This is a genomic window from Maritimibacter fusiformis (assembly GCF_008086115.1).
GTDB classification, from domain to species: Bacteria; Pseudomonadota; Alphaproteobacteria; order Rhodobacterales; family Rhodobacteraceae; genus Muriiphilus; species Muriiphilus fusiformis.
On the sequence record NZ_VSIY01000013.1, the window covers coordinates 20,368 to 40,241 of the forward strand.

A 19,874-nucleotide genomic window follows, 5' to 3' on the forward strand; every position below is an offset into this window, starting at 1 on the left:
CATGTCGCCCCGGCGCCGGGGCCTGCGGAAAACCGGGCCATGCCAAGAAGATCAGTCACCTCCTACGACATCGCCAAGGCGGCGGGCGTCTCGCAATCGGCGGTGTCACGGGCCTTCTCACCCGGTGCGCCGATCGCTGCAAAAACTCGCGAGCGCATTCTGAATGTGGCCGCCGAGATGGGTTATCAGCCCAACGCCATCGCCCGCAGCATGTCATCCGCCCGCCAGGACACGCACCAGAAATCCGGCATGGTCGGGGTCATCGTCACCCGGCTGGAAGACCCGTTCTTCGCCCATACCATCGCCCATTTCAGCCGCCACCTGCAGGCGAGCGGCTGGCACATGCTGCTGTTCACCGTCGACAACGAGGTCGAGGTCGATGGCGCGCTGAATGCGTTGATGCAATACAAGGTCGACAGCATCATCATCCTGTCCGCGATCCTGTCCAAACACATGGCCCGGGTCTGCCGCGACCAGGGCACGCCGGTGATGCTGTATAACCGCGGCGCCGAGGGGTTGAACGTGAACTCGGTCCAGATCGAGAACCACGAGGGCGGGCGCATCGCCGCCGACATCCTGCGTGAGGCCGGGCATGAGCGCATCGCCTTCGTCGCCGGCGACCCGAACGACGAAACCTCGCAGGGGCGCGCGGCGGGGCTGGCCGAGCGGCTGGCCGAGGACGGGCTCGAGGTTTTCCTGCACGAAACCGGCGACTATACCTTCGTCGGCGGGCGCGAGGCCGGGCTTCGCCTGTTTTCGCGCGTTGAGCGCCCCGATGCGGTGTTCTGCGCCAGTGACGTGATGGCGCTGGGCGTGCTGCATGCCGCGCGCCACGACCTCGGGCTTGAAGCGCCGCGCGATTTCTCGCTGATCGGGTTCGACGACATCCCCGCCGCCGCCTGGCCCGGTCACATGCTGACCACCATCCGCCAGCCGATCCGGCGCATGATCCGCGAGGCCGTCGACATCGTCATCGACCAGATGAACACCCCCGACCAGCCCCCGCGCGTCACCCGCTTTTCCGGCGCGCTGATCCTGCGCAATACCGTGCGCGGGGCCGGGCCGGGCAGCACCTAGCCTCAAGCCACGTCGAACTTCGCCCGCCGAAATCGAACCCCGGACGCACCCGACATCGGCCAAGGCGCGCGACAGGCGGCGCCGACATTACCTCTGGACATCCGACCCCCGCTCGGGCAATTTTCTGCAAACGTATGCAACCGAACCGTCAGCAAGCTGAAACCATGCCGGATCTCCAGGACGCGAAACGCCTCATCTGGGCCCATCACGCCGCCATAGATGCCGCCGCCCCCGAGGCGACGGGCGATGCGCTGGCCCGCGATGCAGCCGCCGACTACCTCTGGCGCGGCTATCATCCGTTCGGTGAAATCCGCGGCGCCGAGGCCATTGCCGCCCGCTTCTGGACCCCGCTCAAGCGCGCCCTGACCCGGATGCAGCGCCGTGACGACGTGTTCTTCGCCGGCGCGAACAGTCTGGACGGTGCGCCCGGCGTCTGGGTCGTGTCGATGGGGCACCTGATGGGCCTGTTCGATCAGCCCTGGCTGGGCATCGCGCCCACCGGCAAGATGACCTTCCTGCGCTACTGCACCTTCCACCGGGTCGACGGCGGGCGCATCCACGAGACCGCGATGTATTTCGACATCCCGCACCTGATGACCCAGGCCGGGCAAAACCCGTTCCCCGCCCAGACCGCCCAGCACCTCGTCCAGCCCGGCCCGATCACCCATGACGGCCTGCTTTTTGACCCGCAACCACCCGAAGAGGGCGCGGCGACGCTTGCCGCGATCAACGCCATGATCGGCGATCTCGGCCAATGGCAATCGGGCCTGCCGCTGGAGCAGGAACTGGCCCGCACCTGGCACGATGACATGATCTGGTGGGGGCCAGAGGGGATCGGCGCGACCTACACCATTGAGCGCTACGCCAAACAGCACTCCGGAACGTTTCGCGCAGGCTTTGCCGACCGCTCCTCCACCACCCATATCGCGCGGCTGGCCGAGGGGCATTACGGCGGCTTCTTCGGCTGGCCCAACTTCACCGCCCGGCCCACCGGCGGCTTCATGCAACTGCCCGGCAGCGACACCGCCGGCGAATTTCGCGTGATCGACATCTACCGCCGCGCCGGCGACAAGCTGGCCGAGAACTGGGTGTTCATCGACCTTCTGCATTTCTGGAAAAGCCAGGGCCGCGACTTTCTGGCCGAGGCTACGGGGGCGACGGCATGAGGATCGACGCCCACCACCACCTCTGGGATCTCGACGCGGTCGCCTACCCTTGGCTGATGGCCAGGGGCGAAGCGCGCTTCTTCGGCGACCCGACCCCAATCCAGCGCAACTACCTGCTGGCCGAGCATCGCCGCAACGCGAGCGGTTTCGGCGCATCGGTGCATATCCAGGTCGGCGCCGCCGATCCCCGGGCCGAGGCGCGCTGGGTCCAGTCCGTCGCCGACGCCAACCCCGACTGGCCGCTGGTTCAGGTGGTGTTCTGCGACCTCACCGCGCCGGACCTTGGCGCAGGGCTCGACCATTACCAAACCCTCACCACCCTGCGCGGGGTGCGCCAGATCGTCGGCCGCGCGCCGGGCGAGGATGCCGCCACCGGCACCCAGGCCCTGCTCGACGATCCGCGGTTCGCCGAAGGTCTGCGCGAGCTTGCCCGCCGCGGCCTGTCCTTCGATCTGCAACTGATCCCCGAGCTTTACGAGGGCATGGCCCGCGTGCTCGACCAGGCCCCGGACACGCAAATCGCCCTTTGCCACGCCGGCTCGCCGCATGACCGCAGCCCCGAGGGGCTTGCCGCCTGGGCCAAGGCGCTGCCCCTGCTTTCGGGCCGCCCGAACGTCGCCTGCAAGCTCTCGGGGCTGGGCATGTTCGACCACGGCTGGACACCCGCCACGATCCGCCCCATTGTCGAGACCTGCCTTGCACAATTCACACCTGAACGCTGCATGTTCGGCTCGAATTTTCCCGTGGATTCACTCTATTCCGATTTCGCCACGCTCACCGCCGCCTATGACGCGCTCCTGCCGGAGGCCGCGAAACCGGCCGTGTTCCACGACACCGCCGCCGCCTTCTACCGCCTGCCATGACCACCTTCGACCATAGCGCCCGCGTCCGGCCCGAGTGGATCGACTACAACGGCCACATGCAGGATGCCTATTACGGGTTGGTGTTCAGCCATGCGGTCGACGCCTTTCAGGACGCGGTCGGCTTCGACGCCGCCTATCGCGCGGCGACCGGCTGCACCATCTACCTTCTGGAAAACCACACCCGCTTTCTGCGCGAGGTCAGACCCGGCGCGGCGCTGTCCCTGCGCACCCACCTGATCGCGTTCAATGCCCGGCGCTTCCACCTGTGGTCCGAGATGCGCGTGGCAGATGCCCCCGTCGCGATCTCCGAGATGATCGAGATGCACGTGCGCCAACACCCCGAACCGCACGCCGCCGACATCCCGCCCGACATCGCCGCACGGCTCGCCGCCGCCTGCCTCGATGCGGCGGCCATCGCGGCGCTTGCCTGCCGCGCCCGCCTGCTGTCGATCTGAGGCGCGCGGGCACGCAACCTTGACCCTGCCGCGCGCATCCTCGATATGATCATCTGAACCCACGGACCGCGTCAGAACGGGCAGCATGACCATTCCCGAGATCACCGACAGCCATTGCCACCTCGACTTTCCCGACTTCGAGGGCGAGTTGGACGCGGTCGTCGCCCGCGCCGCCGAGGCCGGCGTGACGCGGATGGTCACCATCGCCACCAAGCTGCGCAACGTGCCGCAGGTACGCGCCATCGCCGAGGCCCACGCGCAAGTGTTCTGGGCCGCCGCCACCCACCCGATGAGCGTGGCGGACGAACCGATGGCCAGTGTCGACGCCCTCGTGGCGCTGGCCGATCACCCGAAGTTCGTGGGGATCGGCGAGAGCGGGCTTGATTATCACTACACCGCCGACAGCAAGGCCGCGCAGCAGGAAAGCCTGCGCATCCACATCGAGGCCGCGCGCCAGACGCGCCTGCCGCTGATCGTCCACGCCCGCGACGCCGACGACGACATGGCCCGCATCCTGACCGAGGAACACGCAGCCGGCGCCTATACCTGCGTGATGCACTGTTTCACCTCCGGCCCGGCGCTGGCGACCGCCGCGCTCGACCTCGGCTTCTACCTGTCGATGTCCGGCATCGCGGCCTTTCCCAAGTCGCAGGACCTGCGCGAGATCTTCGCCGCCGCGCCCCTTGACCGCATCCTTGTCGAGACCGACAGCCCCTATCTCGCCCCCCCGCCGCATCGCGGACGGCGCAACGAGCCCGCCTATACCGCCCACACCGCCCGCGTCGGCGCCGAGCTTTTCGGCCTGAACTACGCCGATTTCGCCTCGCGGACGCAGGCCAATTTCGACCGGCTGTTCTGGAAAGCCGCCGGGGCGGCGGTCTGATGGCGCGGCTCACCTTCACCATCCTCGGCTGCGGCTCGTCGGGTGGCGTGCCGCGCCTGGGCAACAACTGGGGCGACTGCGACCCGACGAACCCCAGGAACCGCCGGGGCCGCTGCTCGATGCTGATCACCCGCGAGGACAGCGGCGGCGCGACCCAGGTTCTGATCGACACCTCGCCCGACCTGCGCGCGCAACTGCTCGACGCGGACGTGGCGACGCTGGACGCGGTGGTCTACACCCATTCCCACGCAGACCATGTCCACGGTATCGACGACTTGCGCCAGGTGGTGTTCAACCGCCGCGCCCGCCTGCCGGTCTGGGCCGATCCGGCCACGCAAGAGGCGCTTTATGCCCGCTTCGGCTATGCCTTCATGCAGCCCGAAGGCTCTGCCTACCCGCCGATCCTCGACATGCACACGATCGACGGCGCCTTCACCATCGAGGGTGCCGGCGGCCCGATCACCCTGACTCCCTTCGAGGTCGAACATGGCCGCATCGACGCGCTGGGCTTTCGCGTCCATGACCTCGCCTACCTTCCGGACGTCTCGCGCATCAAGCGCCACGCCTGGGAGATTCTGCAGAACCTCGACTGCTGGGTGCTCGACGCGCTCCGGCGTGACCCGCACCCGACCCACGCCCACCTCGCGCAATCGCTGGAGTGGCTGGAGCAATCTGGCGCGCGGCGCGGCGTGCTGACCAACATGCACATCGACCTCGACTACGAGACCGTGAAGGCCGAGACGCCCGACCACATCACCCCCGCGTATGACGGGATGACCATCACCTACGAGGTCTGACGCGGTGCGCCCGGCCCCCCGGCAGACACCATGAGCGCCCTGATCGACGTGATCCTGCCGGTCTTTCTGGTGATCGGATTTGGCTACGCGGTGACATGGCGCGGCTGGTTCTCGTCGGACGCGGTCGATGCGCTGATGCGTTTCACCCAGAATTTCGCCATCCCGGTCCTGCTGTTCTCTGCCATTTCGACGCTCGACCTGGCCGCGAATTTCGACCCGGCCCTGCTGGTCAGTTTCTACACCGGCGCGGTCGTGGGCTTTCTCGCCGGGCTGTTCGGGGCACGGTTTCTGTTCCACCGGCCCTGGCCCGACAGCGTCGCGGTCGGGTTTGCGACGCTGTTTTCCAACTCGGTGCTGCTTGGCCTGGCGATCACCGAAAACGCCTGGGGGCCAGAGGCGCTTGGCCCGAATTTCGCGATCATCGCGTTCCACGCGCCGTTTTGCTACACGCTCGGCATCACCGCGATGGAGTTCGCCCGCGCCCAGGGGCGCAGCATCCCGGCCACGCTGGCCTCGGTCGGGGCCGCGATGGCGCGCAATCCGCTGGTGATCGGCATCGCGCTGGGGGCGGCGGTGAACCTGACCGGCCTTGCCCTGCCCGGCGCCCTGCGCGAGGCGGTGGAGCTGATCGCACGCGCCGCCCTGCCAGCGGCCCTGTTCGGTCTTGGCGGTGTCCTCGTGCGCTACCGGCCCGAGGGCGATCTGCGGCTGGTCGGCTGGATCATGGCGGTGTCGCTGGGCCTGCATCCGGCCATCGTCTGGGTGATGGGATCGGCGCTCGACCTCACCCCCGGCCAGTTCCGCTCGGCGGTGCTGACGGCGGCGATGGCCCCGGGGATCAACGCCTATGTCTTTGCCAACATGTATGGCGTAGCCAAGCGCGTCGCGGCCACGGCGGTGCTGGCCGCCACCGCAGGCTCGATCCTGAGCGTCTGGTTGTGGCTTGCGGTGCTGGGCTAGCGCCGCCGCCCCGCCAGTGTCGTGACCACGAACACCGCCGCCGCCGCCACCACGATCGACGGCCCGGCCGGCGTGTCGAACCACCACGACGCCCACAGCCCGCCCAGCGCCGCCAGCGCGCCGACCCCGACCGCGCCCAGCGCCATCGCCTCGGGCGAGCGGGCAAGACTGCGCGCCGCCGCCGCCGGGATGATCAGCATCGCCGCGATCAGCAGCGCGCCGACCACCTTCAGCGCCACCGCCACCACCACCGCCAGCGCCAGCGTCAGCACCAGCCCCTCGCGGTCCGCGTTGATGCCGGAGGCCGCCGCCAGTTCCCGGCTGAGCGTCGCCGTGAGCAGCCGCGACCAGCGCCAGACGATCAGCGCGACCACCAGCCCGGCCCCGCCCCAGATCACCGCCAGATCGGTTTTCGTCACCGCCAGGATGTCGCCGAACAGGAACGCCGACAGATCGACCCGCACCCCCGGCACGAAGGTGATCGCCACCAGCCCCAACGCCAGCGCCGAGTGGCTGACGACGCCCAGCGTCGCGTCCATCGCGTGCCCGCGCGTGCCCAGCCACGACACCGCCAGCCCCATCGCCAGCGCCACCGCCAGCGTGCCCAGCGTCACCGGCACCGACAGGATCATCGCCAGCGCCACCCCCAGGATCGCCGCATGCGCCGTGGCATCGCCGAAATAGGCCATCCGCCGCCAGACCACGAAGCTGCCCAAGGGCCCGACGGCCAGCGCCAGCCCGACCCCGGCCAGGCCGGCGCGGATCAGGAAGTCATCCAGCATCCTTGTCCCCGTGATCGTGATCGTGGTCGTGGTGGTGATGGTCATGGTCGTGCTGATAGAGCGCCAGCGCCCCTTGCGTGCCATGCCCGAACAGCGCGCGGTATTCCGGCGCGTCGCGCACCACGTTCGGCGTGCCTTCGCAACAGACGTGGTGGTTCAGGCAGATCACCCGGTCGGACGCGCTCATCACCACGTGCAGATCGTGGCTGACCAGGAACACGCCGCAGCCCAGCGCCTGCCGCACCTCTTCCAGCAGCCGGTAGAACGCCGCCTCGCCGGGCTGGTCGAGGCCCTGCGTCGGCTCGTCCAGCAGCAAAAGCTCGGGGTCGGTCAGAAGGGCACGCGCCAGCAGCACGCGCTGAAACTGCCCACCGGACAAATCCGACATTTGCCGCTGCTCCAACCCCGCAATTCCGGTCTGACCGACCACTTTTTCAACTTTTCGCGCCCCATGCCGCACCGGCAGCGACAGGAACCGCGCGACCGTCAAAGGCAGGCTGGGGTCGATGTGCAGCCGTTGCGGGACGTATCCGATCCGCAGCCCCGGCTTGCGCACGACCCGGCCCCGATCCGGGCGCACCACGCCCAGAAGCGCCTTGACCAGCGTCGACTTGCCCGAGCCGTTGGGGCCGACCAGCGTGACGATCTCGCCCGCCTCGACATGCACGTCGACCCCGTCCAGCACCGGGTTGCCGCCATAGGCGACCGACAGGTCATTGGCCTCGATCAGGTTCATCCGGCCGCCTCGCGGCAGGCCGGGCACAGCCCGACCGCCTCGATACTCGCCCGCTCGACGGAGAAGCCCAGCCCCGCCGCGGCCCCGTCGAGCGCCGCCAGAACCGGCTCGCCCGGCGCTTCGGCCAGCGCATCGCAGCCGGTGCAGATCAGGAACACCGGCGCATGGGCATCGCCCGGCCGGGTGCAGGCGGTGAAGGCATTCAGCCGGCGGACCCGGTGCGCCAAACCCTGCTCGACAAGGAACTCCAGCGCCCGGTAGGCGACCGGCGGCTGCGATCCGAAGCCCTCCGCCGCCAGCACGCCCAGCACCTCGTAGGCCCCCATCGCCCGGTGTTCGGCCAGCAGGATCTCCAGCGTCCGGCGGCGCACCGGCGTCAGCCGCGCGCCGCTCCGCGCACAGACCGCGTCGGCCCAGGCCAGCGCCTCGTCGGCGCAGGCATCGTGGTCATGGTCGTGAAAGGCGGCGGCGGGGCTGTCGGTCATGGTCGGGCCTTGCGGGTCAGGTCGCATTATACTATTACACCGGCAGATCGCCCGCAAGGTAATAACATAACGCCTGGTATCCCATGCTCCGCCTCATCGCCCTCCTCGCCCTCCTCGCCCTTCTCGCCCTTCCCGCCCGTGCCGACCCGCCCCGCGTGGTCGCCGACATCGCCCCGGTGCATTCGCTGCTCGCGCAGGTGATGGCCGGCGTGGCCGAACCTGCCCTGCTGCTGGATGGCAGCGCCAATCCCCATGACATGCAGATGCGCCCAAGCCAGGCCCGGCTTCTGGCCCGCGCCGACCTGGTGGTCTGGATCGGCCCGGCGCTCAGCCCGTGGCTGGCCTCGGCGCTCGAAGGGTTGAGCGTTGCCGACCAGATCATCCTGCTCGACGCGCCCCAAGATGCCGCCCACGACGACGGCGACGACGACCACCACCACGGCCCCGATCCGCATGTCTGGCTGTCGCCCGCCAACGCCCGCGCCTGGGTGACGCTGTTCGCCGACGACCTCGCCGCGCGCGACCCCGACAACGCCGCCGCTTACCGCGCCAACGCGGCCCGGGCCGAGGCCGCGCTGATCGATCTGGAGGCCGCCATCGCCGCCCGCCTCGCCCCCTACCAAGGGGCCGAGATCGTCACCCTGCACGACGCCTTCGGCCATTTCGCGGACAGCTTCGGCATCGAGATCGCCGGCACCCTGCGCCCCAGCGACGCCACCGCGCCCTCGGTCGCCGCGACGGTCGCCCTCAAGGCGCTGGTGGCCGAACACGGCGTGACCTGCGCCTTTGCCGAACCGGGCTTCGATCCCGACCTGCTGACCGCCATCGCGGGCGAGACCGGCCTTCGCACCGGCACGCTCGACGCCACCGGCGCGCTGCAGGTGCCGGGGCCGGGGCACTACGCCGCCACCCTCACCGCGCTTGCCGATGAACTCGCGCGCTGCCTGGGCGAGTAGCGCCGCCTAGGCCTTGCCCCAGCCGCCGCCGCCCGGCGTGCGCATCTCGAACACCGCCCCGGCGGGCAGTTCGACCTCGGCATTGCCGCCCAGTGCCTCGCACCGCCCATCGGGCCATTGCGCGATATTCTCGCCGACCGCGCCGGGCGCCCCGCCCTCGGACCCGAACGGGGCCACCTTGCGGCTAAGGCTCAGCGTCGTCACCGTCACCGGCTGAAGAAATCTCAGCCGCCGCACCACCCCGTCGCCGCCCTGCCAGCGCCCGGCCCCGCCCGAGCCGCGCCGGATCGAGAATTCCTCCAGCCGCACCGGAAAGCGTTTTTCCAGCACCTCGGGGTCGGTCATGCGGGTGTTGGTCATGTGGCTCTGCACCGCGTCGCAGCCATGAAACCCCGGCCCCGCCCCGGTGCCGCCCGCGATGGTTTCGTAGTTCTGGAAATCCTCGTTGCCCCAGATGAAATTGTTCATCGTCCCCTGCGATCCGGCCATCGCGCCCAAGGCCCCCATCAGCGCATTGCACGCCGCCTGGCTGACCTCGGTGTTGCCCGCGATCACCGCCGCCGGATAACTCGGGTTCAGCATCGAGCCTTCCGGCACCACGATCTCGATGGGCCTGAGACAGCCCTCGTTCAGCGGGATGTCCGCCCCGACCAATGTGCGAAACGTGTAAAGAACCACCGCTCGGGCAATCGAAAGCGGCGCGTTATAGTTGCCTTTGTGCTGGTCGCTGGTGCCGGTGAAATCCACCCTCGCGGTCCGCGCGGCGCGGTCCACGGTCACCGCCACACGGATCTCGGCACCGTGATCCAGCGGATAGGTGAACGCCCCGTCGGCCAGCCGGTCGATCACCCGGCGCACGCTTTCACACGCATTGTCCTGCACGTGGCCCATGTAGGCCTCGACCACGTCGCGCCCGTAGCGCTCGACCACCTTGATGAGTTCGCGCCGCCCGGTCTCGTTTGCCGCGACCTGCGCCTTGAGGTCGGCGATGTTCTGATCCGGGTTACGCGCCGGATAACGGCCCGAGGCCAGCACCCCCCGCGCCGCGTCCTCGCGAAACACGCCGCCATCGACCAGTTGCATGGTGTCGATCACCACGCCCTCCTCCTCGATCCGGGTCGAGTCCGGCGGGCCGGAGCCGGGCGTGCGCCCGCCGATATCGGCATGGTGCCCGCGCGATCCCAGCCAGACCGCGACCCGCTCGCCAACGAACACCGGTGTCACCACCGTCACATCCGGCAGGTGGGTGCCGCCGTTGAACGGCGAGTTCAGCATGTAGGCATCACCCGGTCGCAACCGCCCCGCCGTCTCGCGCATCACCGTGCGGATGGAATCGGCCATCGAGCCCAGATGCACCGGCACATGCGGCGCGTTCGCCACCAGGTCGCCCGCCGCGTCGAAGATCGCGCAGGAGAAATCCAGCCGCTCCTTGATGTTCACGCTCCAGGACGTGTTGGCCAGCGTCGCGCCCATCTGATCGGCCACCGACATGAACAGGTTGTTGAACACCTCGAGCAGCACCGGGTCGGCCTCGGTCCCGGCGGCGTCCTCGCGCGCCGCTGCCTCGGCCCGCTCCAGGATCAGGTTGCCAAGCTCGTCCACAACCGCGCCCCAGCCCGGTTCCAGAACCGTGGTGCCGGTGTCCTCGCGGATGATCGCCGGGCCGTCGATCCGCGCGCCCACGCGAAGGCAGTCGCGGTCAAAGACCGGCACATCGCGCCAGCCGCCGAAATGCGCGCGCACCCGGTCGATCGGCTGCCCGTCGCCCTCGGGCGCCACCGCCGTGCGCTCGGCCCCGGTCGCGCCGATGGCCTCGACCGCCAGCGCCTCGAACAGCACCGCACGTTCCGGCGAGGCAAAGCCGAACCGCGCCTTGTGCGCCGCCTCGAACGCCGCCTGCATGCCTTCGACCGTCCCGAACTCCACCTCGAGCGGCTGGTGCGAGCCGTCATAGCGCAGATGTGCGCGGCGCTGGCTGGTCACCTCCGCCACGCCCTGCGCGCGCACCTCGGCCTCGGCCTCCTCCACCAGCGCCGCCACCCGCCTCATAGCCATCGCGTCCTCCAACGGCGCGTCAAACTGCACTTCACGCAGCGCCCGGATATCCGCCAGCCCCATCCCGAAGGCCGACAGCACCCCCGCGAACGGATGCAAGAACACCCGCCGCATCCCCAGCGCATCGGCCACAAGGCAGGCATGTTGCCCGCCCGCACCGCCAAAGCACTGCAGCGTATAGCCGGTCACGTCATGGCCGCGCGCCACGCTGATCTTCTTGATCGCGGCGGCCATGTTGTCGACGGCGATGCGCAGAAAGCCCTCGGCGACCTCCTCGGGTGCGGCCTCGGGCAGGCCCGTCGCCGCGGCTATCTCGGCCGCCATCGCGGAGAATCCCGCCTTCACCGCCGAAACATCCAGCGCCTCGTCGCCCCCCGGCCCGAACACCGCCGGGAAATGCTCCGGCGACAACCGCCCCAGCATCACGTTGCAATCGGTCACCGTCAGCGGCCCGCCGCGCCGGTAACACGCCGGCCCCGGATCGGCCCCCGCACTTTCGGGGCCGACCTGATAGCGCCCGTCGCGAAACGTGCAGATCGAGCCGCCGCCCGCCGCGACCGTGTGAATATCCATCATCGGCGCGCGCATCCGCACACCCGCCACCTCGGTCTCGAAACTGCGCTCATAGCTGCCCGCATAGTGGCTCACGTCGGTCGAGGTGCCGCCCATGTCAAACCCGATCAGCCGGTCGAACCCCGCCGCCTCGGCGGTGCGAACCATGCCGACGATACCGCCCGCCGGCCCCGACAGGATCGCGTCCTTGCCCTGAAACCTGTGCGCATCGGTCAGCCCGCCATTGGACTGCATGAAATAAAGCCCGCCGGTTGCCCGCCCAAGGTCCAGCGCCCCCTCCACCTGCGCCACGTAGCGGCGCAGGATCGGCGACAGGTAGGCATCGACCACCGTGGTATCGCCGCGCCCGACCAGCTTGGCCAGCCGCGACACCTCGTGACTGGTCGAGACCTGCGTGAACCCCGCCGCCACCGCCAGTTCCGCCGCCTGCACCTCATGCGCCGGGTTCACATGCGCGTGCAGAAAGGCAATCGCCACCGCCTCGATGCCCTCGGCCCGCGCCTTGGCCAGCCCCTCGGCCAACGCCGCCTCGTCCAACGCACGCAGCACGCCGCCCTCGGCATCCAGCCGTTCGTCGGCCTCGATGACCGCCTCATACAGCAGATCGGGCCGGGTGATCTTCAGGTCAAACAACCGTGGCCGCGTCTGGTAGCCGATGCGCAGCAGATCGCCAAACCCTTGCGTGATCACCAAAAGCGTGCGGTCGCCCTTGCGCTCGAGCAGCGCATTCGTGGCCACCGTGGTCCCCATCTTGACCGCCCGGATCGCGCCATCGGCAATCGCCTGACCGTCAACCAGCCCCAGCGCCCGCCGTATCCCCTCGACCGCCGCATCGGCGTAGCGTCCGGGGTTCTCGCTCAAAAGCTTCAGCGTCGTGAGCCCGCCACCCGGCGCGCGTGCCACCACATCGGTGAATGTGCCGCCCCGGTCGATCCAGAACTCCCATTGTCCGCCCGCCATGCCGTCCTCGCTCAAACCGCCGGTCATGGGTCAGGCATGGCGCGGCCATTGTCAATCTGGCCCCGGTGATCCACCCTAACCGCAGCGCCGTAATCCACCTGACCCGCGCCACGCAAAGGGAACGCCATGTCGCGCCAACTGAAGCTGACCTGGGGTCTGTCGATCCTCGCCGCGCTCATCGCGACGCTGGCGCTTCTCACCCTGCGACCCTTCATCGACGGCATCCAGTTCGCGCCCGACCAGGGCTTCAACTGGTATTTCTGGAAACGCCCCGACCCCGACACCCTCAGCCGGGCCAGCGTCTGGGGCGCCTATGTGCTTCATCAGGTGTTCATCTGGGGCGTGATCGCCTGGGCCAAGACCAACCGCGACCGCCTGCGCGACCGAAACCGGATGCACCCGATCAACTGGATCGCGCTGGGCGGCACCGCATTCTTCGTGGGCCTCCACTACCTGCAAACCGCCGTCTTCTATGACGGTCTCGGGCAAGACCTGCCCGTCATCACCTCGCAAGGCTCGGTGATCCTGCTGCTGGTCATCGTCCTGATCATGGAGGCCCCGCGCCGTGGCCTGTTCTTCGGCACCGGCAAAAGCTGGTTCGCCGGGATCAAGCCGATCCTGATCCGCTACCACGGCTATTACTTCGCCTGGGCCATCACCTTCACCTACTGGTATCACCCGATGGAACTGACCGGCGGCCACCTGTTGGGCTTTTTCTACACCTTCCTTCTGTTCCTGCAGGCCGCCTTCGTCTTCACCCGCGTGCACAGCAACCGCTGGTGGACCTTCACGCTCGAGGCTTCGGTGCTGATCCACGGCGTCGTGGTCGCGCTGGTGGCCGGGCAGGAGTTCTGGACGATGTTCTTCTTCGGCTTCCTGTTCCTCGTGGTGGTCACCCAGATGCATGGGCTGAAGCTTCCGCGCGCCGCCCTCTGGGGCATCGCGGGCCTGTCCGTCGCGGCCATGCTGGCGGTCTATTCGCAGAAGGGCTGGGGCGCGATGAACGAGGTCGTGCGCATCCCGGCGATCGAATACGGGCTGGCCATCGCCATCGGCGGCGCGATCCTCGCGGGCCGCTGGCTGGTCCGCCGCCGGACCGCGTCAGCCTAGAGCCGGTCGCGCAGCGAGAACCACAGCATCGCCAGCACCAAAAGCGGCGTGCGCAGCGCGGTGCCGCCGGGAAAACGCGGCGTCGGCACCTCGGCCATCAGGTCGAACCGCCCCGCCTGCCCCGCCACCGCTTCGGCCATCAGCTTGCCGCCCAGCGTCGCCATTGCCACGCCATGCCCGGAATAGCCGCTGGCGCTCAGCACGTTGCCCGCCAGCCGGGCGAAATGCGGCATCCGGTTCACCGTGATCCCCAGCGTTCCGCCCCAGGCATAGTCGATCTTCGCATCCGCAAGCTGCGGGAATATCTCCACCATCGGCCGCCGCGCCTTGGCGGCGATGTCAGCGGGGAAACGGTAGCCATAGCTCTCGCCGCCGCCAAACAGCATCCGCCCATCCGGCGACAGCCGGAAATAGTTGATCACGAACTTGCTGTCCGCCACCGCGTGGTTCTCGGCGATCAACTGCCGGGCGAGATCGCCCAAGGGCTCGGTCGCCACGATGAAATTGTTGATCGGCATCACCCGCGCCGCCACCCGCTTCTCGGCATGTCCGAGATAACCGTTTGCGGCCCAGAGAACATGCCCGGCGCGAACCACCGCCCTGCCGGTCTCGACGCGAACCGGATCGCCCTCGACCACCCGCACCACCCGGCTGCGCTCGAAAACCCGAACCCCCGCCGCCGCCGCCGCCCGCGCCAGCCCCAGCGCATAGGCCAAGGGGTCGAGATGCCCCGCCGCCATGTCGAGCGAGCCGCCGTGATAGGCGTCAGACCCCACCAGCGCGCGCAACTCGTCGCGGTCGAGCGCCCGGATCGCCTCAAACCCATACTCCTCGCGCAGCTTGCGCACATAGTCATGTGTTTCTGGCACATAGCGCGCCCGGTGATCGGCATGGATCACCCCCGGCGCGAACCCGGCCTCCGGCGCATGGCGCGCCGCCAGATCCTTGGTCAGCGCCACCGCCTCCTGCGCCAGACCCCACAGCGCGCGCGCCCGTTCGACCCCGACCATCCGCTCCAGCGCGTCCTGCTCCAGCCGCTGCCCGGTCCCGACCTGCCCGCCGTTGCGCCCCGACGCCCCGAACCCGACCCGCTGCGCCTCCAACAGCACCACATCCAGCCCGGCCTCAGCCATGTGCAGCGCCGCCGAAAGCCCGGTGAACCCGCCGCCGATGACACAGACATCGCAGGCGATCTCACCCTCTGCCGCCGCAAACGGCGCCAGCGGCGTCGCCACGGCGGCATAATACGAGCCCGGATATTCCCCGTCCCGGTCGTTCGCGGTCAGGATATCAAACCGGGCCATTCTGCCTCTTCATCTTGGGTGAAATACTCCGGGGGGTCCGGGGGGTTAGCCCCCCGGCCTTTCCGGACGAACCGCCGATCAGTCGGCCGTCTTCATCAACCCCGCGTCTTTCACCCGGGCATAGCCTTCATCGAGCGACTTCACCGCGCGCTCATAGAGCACGTCGATATCGGCCTTGGTCATCACCAGCGGCGGCGACACCACCATCCGGTCGCCGACATGGCGCATGATCAGGTTGTTGGCGAAACAGCGCTCGCGCACCATGTAGCCGACCGTCCCCGCCGGCGCCTCGAACGGTTTGCGCACCGACTTGTCGGCGGTCAGCGCCAGCGACGCCATCATGCCGACGATCTTGGTCTCGCCCACGAACGGGTGATCGGCAAGCTGGTGCCACTTCTCGGCCAGGTAGGGCGCGGCCACGTCGCGGACGTGGTCGACGATCTTTTCCTCCTCGAGAATGCGCAGGTTCTCCAGCGCCACCGCCGCCGCGACCGGGTGGCCGGAATAGGTGTAGCCATGCGCGAATTCCTCGCGCCCGATCACCTCGGCCACCTTGTCGGACACGATCGAGCCGCCGATCGGCGCATAGCCCGACGACAGGCCCTTGGCGACCGTCATGATATCGGGCTTTAGGTCATAGGTCTGGGTGCCGAACCACTTGCCGGTGCGGCCGAAGCCGGTGATGACCTCGTCCACGATCAGCAGGATGTCGCGCTCGGCGCAGATCCGGGTGATTTCGGGCCAGTAGCTGTCCGGCGGCACGATCACGCCCCCCGCGCCCTGGATCGGCTCGGCGATGAAGGCCGCGACCCGGCCCTCGCCCAACTCGTCGATCTTCTGCTCCAGCTCGCGCGCACGCGCCAGGCCAAACTCCTCGGGGTCCATGTCGCCGCCCTCGAGATACCAGTGCGGCTGGTTGATATGCACGATGTCGGGTATCGGCATGCCGCCCTGGGCATGCATCCCCTGCATCCCGCCAAGGCTGGCCCCGCCCATCGTGGTGCCGTGATAGGCGTTCTTGCGGCTGATGATCACCGTCTTTTCCGGCTGCCCCATCAACTCCCAGTAGCGGCGCACCAGCCGGATGTTGGTGTCGTTGGCCTCGGAGCCGCCGGAGGCGAAGAAGACATGGTTCAGATCGCCCGGCGCCAGTTCGGCCAGCTTGTCGGCCAGCGCGATTGCGGGCACATGCGTCGACATGAAGAAGGTGTTGTAATAGGGCAGTTCGCGCATCTGGCGCGCCGCCGCCTCGGCCAGTTCGTCGCGGCCATAGCCGATGTTGACGCACCAAAGCCCCGCCATCGCGTCGAGGATCTCCTCGCCCTCGCTGTCGGTCAGCGTCACGCCGGAGGCCCGGGTGATCACCCGCGCGCCCTTCTTGGCCAGTTCGGCATTGGCGGTGAACGGATGCATGTGATGGGCCGCGTCCAGCGCCTGCAACTCGGCGGTGGGCATGTGATTCGTGATCTTGTTCATCGGAGGCTCCTTCGGCTCGGATTTGGCGTTCACAATATGATCAAATTACCGGCTGTCAACGTCGCGCCGCCGGTTTGATCAAACCTCAGGCGGGATCGAGACTTTGCGTCACCTGGGCGATTCCCTGTTCGATATCGTCGCGAATCGCCTGCTCGACCGCGCCCGCGTCGCGCGCGCGCATCGCGGCAAGGGCCTCGCGGTGCTTGTCGGGCAGATTGGCGGTGCCGTGGCGCCCCAGCATCACCCGAAGCGACGGGCCCGACCGCAGCCACAGCATCTCGGAGATCGGCAGCAGCACCTTCGCCCCGGACAATTCATATAGCCGGGCGTGAAAGCGGTGGTTGTGTTCGAGATAGCCGCGCACGTCGCCGCGCGCGATCGCGTCGTCGACCGCCCGGTCCTCGGCCTCGAGCGTTGCGACATGGGCATCGGTCAAGTTTTCAACGGCCCGACGCGCCAGTTCCGGCTCGATTGCCAGCCGCGCAAAGGCCAGTTCCCGATACTGTCCGAGGTCCATCGCCGGCACTTCGACCCGGCGGTTGCCCTTGAACTCCAGCGCCCCCTGCGAGGTCAGCCGCCGGATCGCCTCGCGCACCGGCGTCATCCCCAGACCGAGGATATCGACCAGCCCCTGGATCGTCACCGGCTGCCCCGGCGCCAGTTCGCCATACAGAACCATTTCGCGCAGACGCCGATAGGCGCGCTCATGGTCGGGCAATTTGGGCTGCGTGATTTCCACCTTTGGCCTCACCATCCGTGAATCATTGCGCTCGTCGGCAGAGCCGTTAATCTCGGGCCGTAACGTAGTGAAGTTGGAAGGATTTGACCATATCGACCTTTCGCACTAGTTTTGATCAAAATAAACGGGCTGGATTCACGCGGCCGAACTCATCCGGCCAAATGGCTGACCAACGGGAGTGATACCATGAAGACCAAACTGGTGATGCTGAGCACCGCCGTCGCATTGACCGCCACCATGGCCAGCGCCGAAGAGGTGCGGGTCTACAACTGGTCCGACTACATCGACGAAGACCTGCTGGCGAAGTTCGAGGCCGAGACCGGCTATGACCTGATCTACGACGTGTTCGACTCGAACGAACTGCTCGAGACCAAGCTGCTGGCCGGGGGGTCGGGTTACGATGTCGTGGTGCCCTCGGGCACCTTCCTGCAGCGCCAGATCACCGCCGGCGCGTTCCAGAAACTCGACATGTCGAAACTGCCCAACATCGACAACATGTGGGACGTCGTGACCCAGCGCACGGCGCAATACGACCCCGACAACGCCTATTCGATCAACTACATGTGGGGCACCACCGGCATCGGCGTGAACGTCGGCAAGGTGCAGGAGATCCTCGGCGAGGATGCCCCGATCGACAGCTGGTCGCTGGTGTTCGATCCGGCCAACATGGAAAAGCTGGCCGAATGCGGCGTGCACTTCCTCGACGCCCCGGCCGAGATGATCCCGGCCGCGCTGAAGTATATCGGCGAAGACCCCGACAGCCACGATCCCGACGTGATCGCCAAGGTCGAGGAGGTCTATGCCCCGGTGCGCCCCTATATCCGCAAGTTCCACTCGTCCGAATACATCGAGGCGCTGGCCAACGGGAACATCTGCGTCGCGGTCGGCTGGTCGGGTGACATCCTGCAGGCCCGCGACCGCGCCGCCGAGGCCGACAACGGCATCGAGATCGCCTATCACGCGCCCAAGGAAGGCGCGCAGATGTGGTTCGACCAGATGGCGATCCCGGTCGATGCCCCGAACGTCGAGGGCGCGCATGCCTTCCTCAACTTCATCATGGACCCGGAAAACGCGGCGGCGGCGTCGAACTACGTCTACTACGCCAACGGCAACAAGGCGTCGCAGGAATACCTGGTCGAGGACGTGATCGGCGACCCGGCGATCTACCCGGATGCCGAGACGCTGGACAACCTGTTCACCACCACGCCCTACGATTCCAAGGTGCAGCGGGTGGTGACCCGGCTCTGGACCAAGATCAAGTCGGGCACCTGACCGACCCTTTCGCCCCCGCCGGTCGAACCCGGCGGGGGCGTTTTTCTTCCATCCGAGGTGCCCATGGCGGACAAACCCCGCAAACTACCGCAAGAGGTCTTCGCCCCGTGGGAAGACCCCGAGGCCAAGCCGCTGATCCAGTTCCGAAACGTCACCAAGCGGTTCGGTGAATTCACGGCCATCGACGACCTGACGCTCGACATCTACGAGCGCGAGTTCTTCGCCCTGCTTGGCCCGTCGGGCTGCGGCAAGACCACCATGATGCGGATGCTGGCGGGCTTCGAGGCCCCGACCGAGGGCCAGATCCTGCTCGACGGCCAGAACATCGCGCCGGTGCCGCCGAACCTGCGCCCGGTCAACATGATGTTCCAGAGCTACGCGCTGTTTCCGCACCTGTCGATCTGGGACAACATCGCCTTCGGCCTCAAGCGCGACAAGCTGCCGAAAGACAAGATCGCGGCCCGGGTCGAGGAGATGCTGCGCCTCACCCGGCTCGAGAAATTCGCCCGGCGCAAACCGCACCAGATTTCCGGCGGCCAGCGCCAGCGCGTGGCGCTGGCCCGCTCGCTCGCCAAGGCGCCGAAACTGCTGCTGCTCGACGAGCCGCTGGGCGCGCTCGACCGCAAGCTGCGCGAGGACACCCAGTTCGAGCTGATGGATATCCAGGAAAAGACCGGCACCACCTTCGTGATCGTGACCCACGACCAGGAAGAGGCGATGACCGTCGCCTCGCGCATCGCGGTGATGAACCACGGCAAGATCGTTCAGGTCGACACCCCGGCGCGCATCTACGAGGCGCCGGCCAATGCCTATGTCGCGGATTTCATCGGCGACGTGAACCTGATCGAAGGCACCGCCACGCGCACCGGCGAAGATCGGTGCAGCGTCCGGTTCGCCGAGGCCGCCGACCCGATCACCGCCGAATGCACCGCCGATCTGTCCGATGGCATCGCCGTGACCTATGCGATCCGCCCCGAAAAGATCCTCGTGACCGCCGACCGCCCCGCCGACCGCGCCAACGCACTCGAGGGGCAGATCATCGACATCGGCTATCTCGGCAACATCTCGACCTATCACGTCGAATTGCCCGGCGGGCAGATGATCAAGGCGGCGATGACCAATTCCACCCGGCTCGACCGGCGCGATTTCACCTGGGACGACCGCGTCTGGCTCAGCTGGCGCGAGACCGCCGGCGTGGTGCTGACCGAATGACCCGGCCCCCCGC

Annotated in this window: 18 protein-coding genes; 11 read left to right on the top strand and 7 right to left on the bottom strand. The window is 68.0% G+C overall.

Going from position 1 to position 19,874, the window contains the following annotated elements:
• The first annotated feature begins 39 nt into the window (after positions 1-39).
• The 7 genes from FVF75_RS12365 (at position 40) to FVF75_RS12395 (ending at position 6,201) form a co-directional block, all read left to right on the top strand.
• On the top strand, positions 40-1,077 hold the full coding sequence (locus FVF75_RS12365) for a LacI family DNA-binding transcriptional regulator (RefSeq protein ID WP_148378337.1): 1,038 nt from the start codon (positions 40-42) through the stop codon (positions 1,075-1,077).
• A gap of 164 nt (positions 1,078-1,241) precedes the next feature.
• The gene (locus FVF75_RS12370; protein WP_148378339.1) at positions 1,242-2,243 is read left to right on the top strand and encodes a nuclear transport factor 2 family protein; all 1,002 of its coding nucleotides are present in this window, start codon (positions 1,242-1,244) and stop codon (positions 2,241-2,243) included.
• On the top strand, positions 2,240-3,106 hold the full coding sequence (locus tag FVF75_RS12375) for an amidohydrolase family protein (RefSeq protein WP_148378341.1): 867 nt from the start codon (positions 2,240-2,242) through the stop codon (positions 3,104-3,106). The genes FVF75_RS12370 and FVF75_RS12375 overlap by 4 nt, the downstream gene beginning before the upstream one ends.
• Positions 3,103-3,561 (top strand): thioesterase family protein, encoded by a 459-nt coding sequence (locus FVF75_RS12380; RefSeq protein WP_148378343.1) that lies wholly within the window; start codon positions 3,103-3,105, stop codon positions 3,559-3,561. The genes FVF75_RS12375 and FVF75_RS12380 overlap by 4 nt, the downstream gene beginning before the upstream one ends.
• 85 nt (positions 3,562-3,646) lie before the next feature.
• Entirely contained in the window at positions 3,647-4,444 is a 798-nt protein-coding gene (locus FVF75_RS12385) for a TatD family hydrolase (protein WP_148378346.1), read from the top strand.
• Positions 4,444-5,241 carry an MBL fold metallo-hydrolase gene (locus FVF75_RS12390; RefSeq protein ID WP_148378349.1) on the top strand — a complete coding sequence of 266 codons (798 nt, stop codon included), beginning with the start codon at positions 4,444-4,446 and terminating at the stop codon, positions 5,239-5,241. The genes FVF75_RS12385 and FVF75_RS12390 overlap by 1 nt, the downstream gene beginning before the upstream one ends.
• Positions 5,242-5,271: 30 nt before the next feature.
• Positions 5,272-6,201, top strand: a complete 930-nt coding sequence (locus tag FVF75_RS12395; protein ID WP_148378352.1) for an AEC family transporter — start codon at positions 5,272-5,274, stop codon at positions 6,199-6,201.
• On the opposite strand, the gene FVF75_RS12400 is transcribed toward FVF75_RS12395, so the two are convergent.
• From FVF75_RS12400 to FVF75_RS12410, 3 genes are read right to left on the bottom strand one after another with little or no spacing between them, the layout of a single operon-like run.
• A complete protein-coding gene (locus tag FVF75_RS12400) occupies positions 6,198-6,983 on the bottom strand; it encodes a metal ABC transporter permease (RefSeq protein WP_148379068.1) in 786 nt (261 codons plus the stop codon). The two genes, FVF75_RS12395 and FVF75_RS12400, sit on opposite strands and share 4 nt — an antisense overlap.
• Complete coding sequence (locus FVF75_RS12405) at positions 6,973-7,719, bottom strand: metal ABC transporter ATP-binding protein (protein WP_148378357.1); 747 nt, start codon at positions 7,717-7,719, stop codon at positions 6,973-6,975. Before FVF75_RS12405 ends, FVF75_RS12400 begins: the two co-directional genes overlap by 11 nt.
• A complete protein-coding gene (locus FVF75_RS12410; RefSeq protein WP_148378361.1) occupies positions 7,716-8,204 on the bottom strand; it encodes a Fur family transcriptional regulator in 489 nt (162 codons plus the stop codon). The genes FVF75_RS12405 and FVF75_RS12410 overlap by 4 nt, the downstream gene beginning before the upstream one ends.
• Positions 8,205-8,287: 83 nt before the next feature.
• On the opposite strand from FVF75_RS12410, the gene FVF75_RS12415 reads away from it, so the two are divergent.
• Positions 8,288-9,160, top strand: a complete 873-nt coding sequence (locus tag FVF75_RS12415) for a zinc ABC transporter substrate-binding protein (protein ID WP_148378364.1) — start codon at positions 8,288-8,290, stop codon at positions 9,158-9,160.
• Between the two features lie 6 nt (positions 9,161-9,166).
• Here the strand turns inward: FVF75_RS12415 and FVF75_RS12420 are convergent, their stop codons facing one another.
• Positions 9,167-12,775 carry a hydantoinase B/oxoprolinase family protein gene (locus FVF75_RS12420; protein ID WP_246138080.1) on the bottom strand — a complete coding sequence of 1,203 codons (3,609 nt, stop codon included), beginning with the start codon at positions 12,773-12,775 and terminating at the stop codon, positions 9,167-9,169.
• A 99-nt stretch (positions 12,776-12,874) separates the two neighbouring features.
• Between FVF75_RS12420 and FVF75_RS12425 the strand changes: the two genes are divergently transcribed.
• The gene (locus FVF75_RS12425; RefSeq protein WP_148378367.1) at positions 12,875-13,858 is read left to right on the top strand and encodes a hypothetical protein; all 984 of its coding nucleotides are present in this window, start codon (positions 12,875-12,877) and stop codon (positions 13,856-13,858) included.
• Here FVF75_RS12425 and FVF75_RS12430 read toward each other — a convergent pair.
• The 3 genes from FVF75_RS12430 to FVF75_RS12440 all read right to left on the bottom strand — a co-directional run bounded on the left by FVF75_RS12430 (position 13,855) and on the right by FVF75_RS12440 (position 17,392).
• Positions 13,855-15,162, bottom strand: coding sequence for an NAD(P)/FAD-dependent oxidoreductase (locus FVF75_RS12430; protein WP_148378370.1), 1,308 nt, complete (start codon positions 15,160-15,162; stop codon positions 13,855-13,857). The two genes, FVF75_RS12425 and FVF75_RS12430, sit on opposite strands and share 4 nt — an antisense overlap.
• Positions 15,163-15,240: 78 nt before the next feature.
• The gene (locus FVF75_RS12435) at positions 15,241-16,638 is read right to left on the bottom strand and encodes an aspartate aminotransferase family protein (protein WP_148378373.1); all 1,398 of its coding nucleotides are present in this window, start codon (positions 16,636-16,638) and stop codon (positions 15,241-15,243) included.
• Between the two features lie 85 nt (positions 16,639-16,723).
• Entirely contained in the window at positions 16,724-17,392 is a 669-nt protein-coding gene (locus FVF75_RS12440) for a GntR family transcriptional regulator (RefSeq protein WP_148378376.1), read from the bottom strand.
• A gap of 171 nt (positions 17,393-17,563) precedes the next feature.
• Here FVF75_RS12440 and FVF75_RS12445 point away from each other — a divergent pair, with 171 nt between their 5' ends.
• Both FVF75_RS12445 and FVF75_RS12450 read left to right on the top strand, forming a co-directional pair.
• A complete protein-coding gene (locus FVF75_RS12445) occupies positions 17,564-18,649 on the top strand; it encodes a polyamine ABC transporter substrate-binding protein (RefSeq protein ID WP_148378379.1) in 1,086 nt (361 codons plus the stop codon).
• 63 nt (positions 18,650-18,712) lie between these two features.
• Positions 18,713-19,861: an ABC transporter ATP-binding protein gene (locus FVF75_RS12450; RefSeq protein ID WP_148378382.1), complete on the top strand. Its 1,149-nt coding sequence runs from the start codon at positions 18,713-18,715 to the stop codon at positions 19,859-19,861.
• The last annotated feature ends 13 nt before the right edge of the window (positions 19,862-19,874 follow it).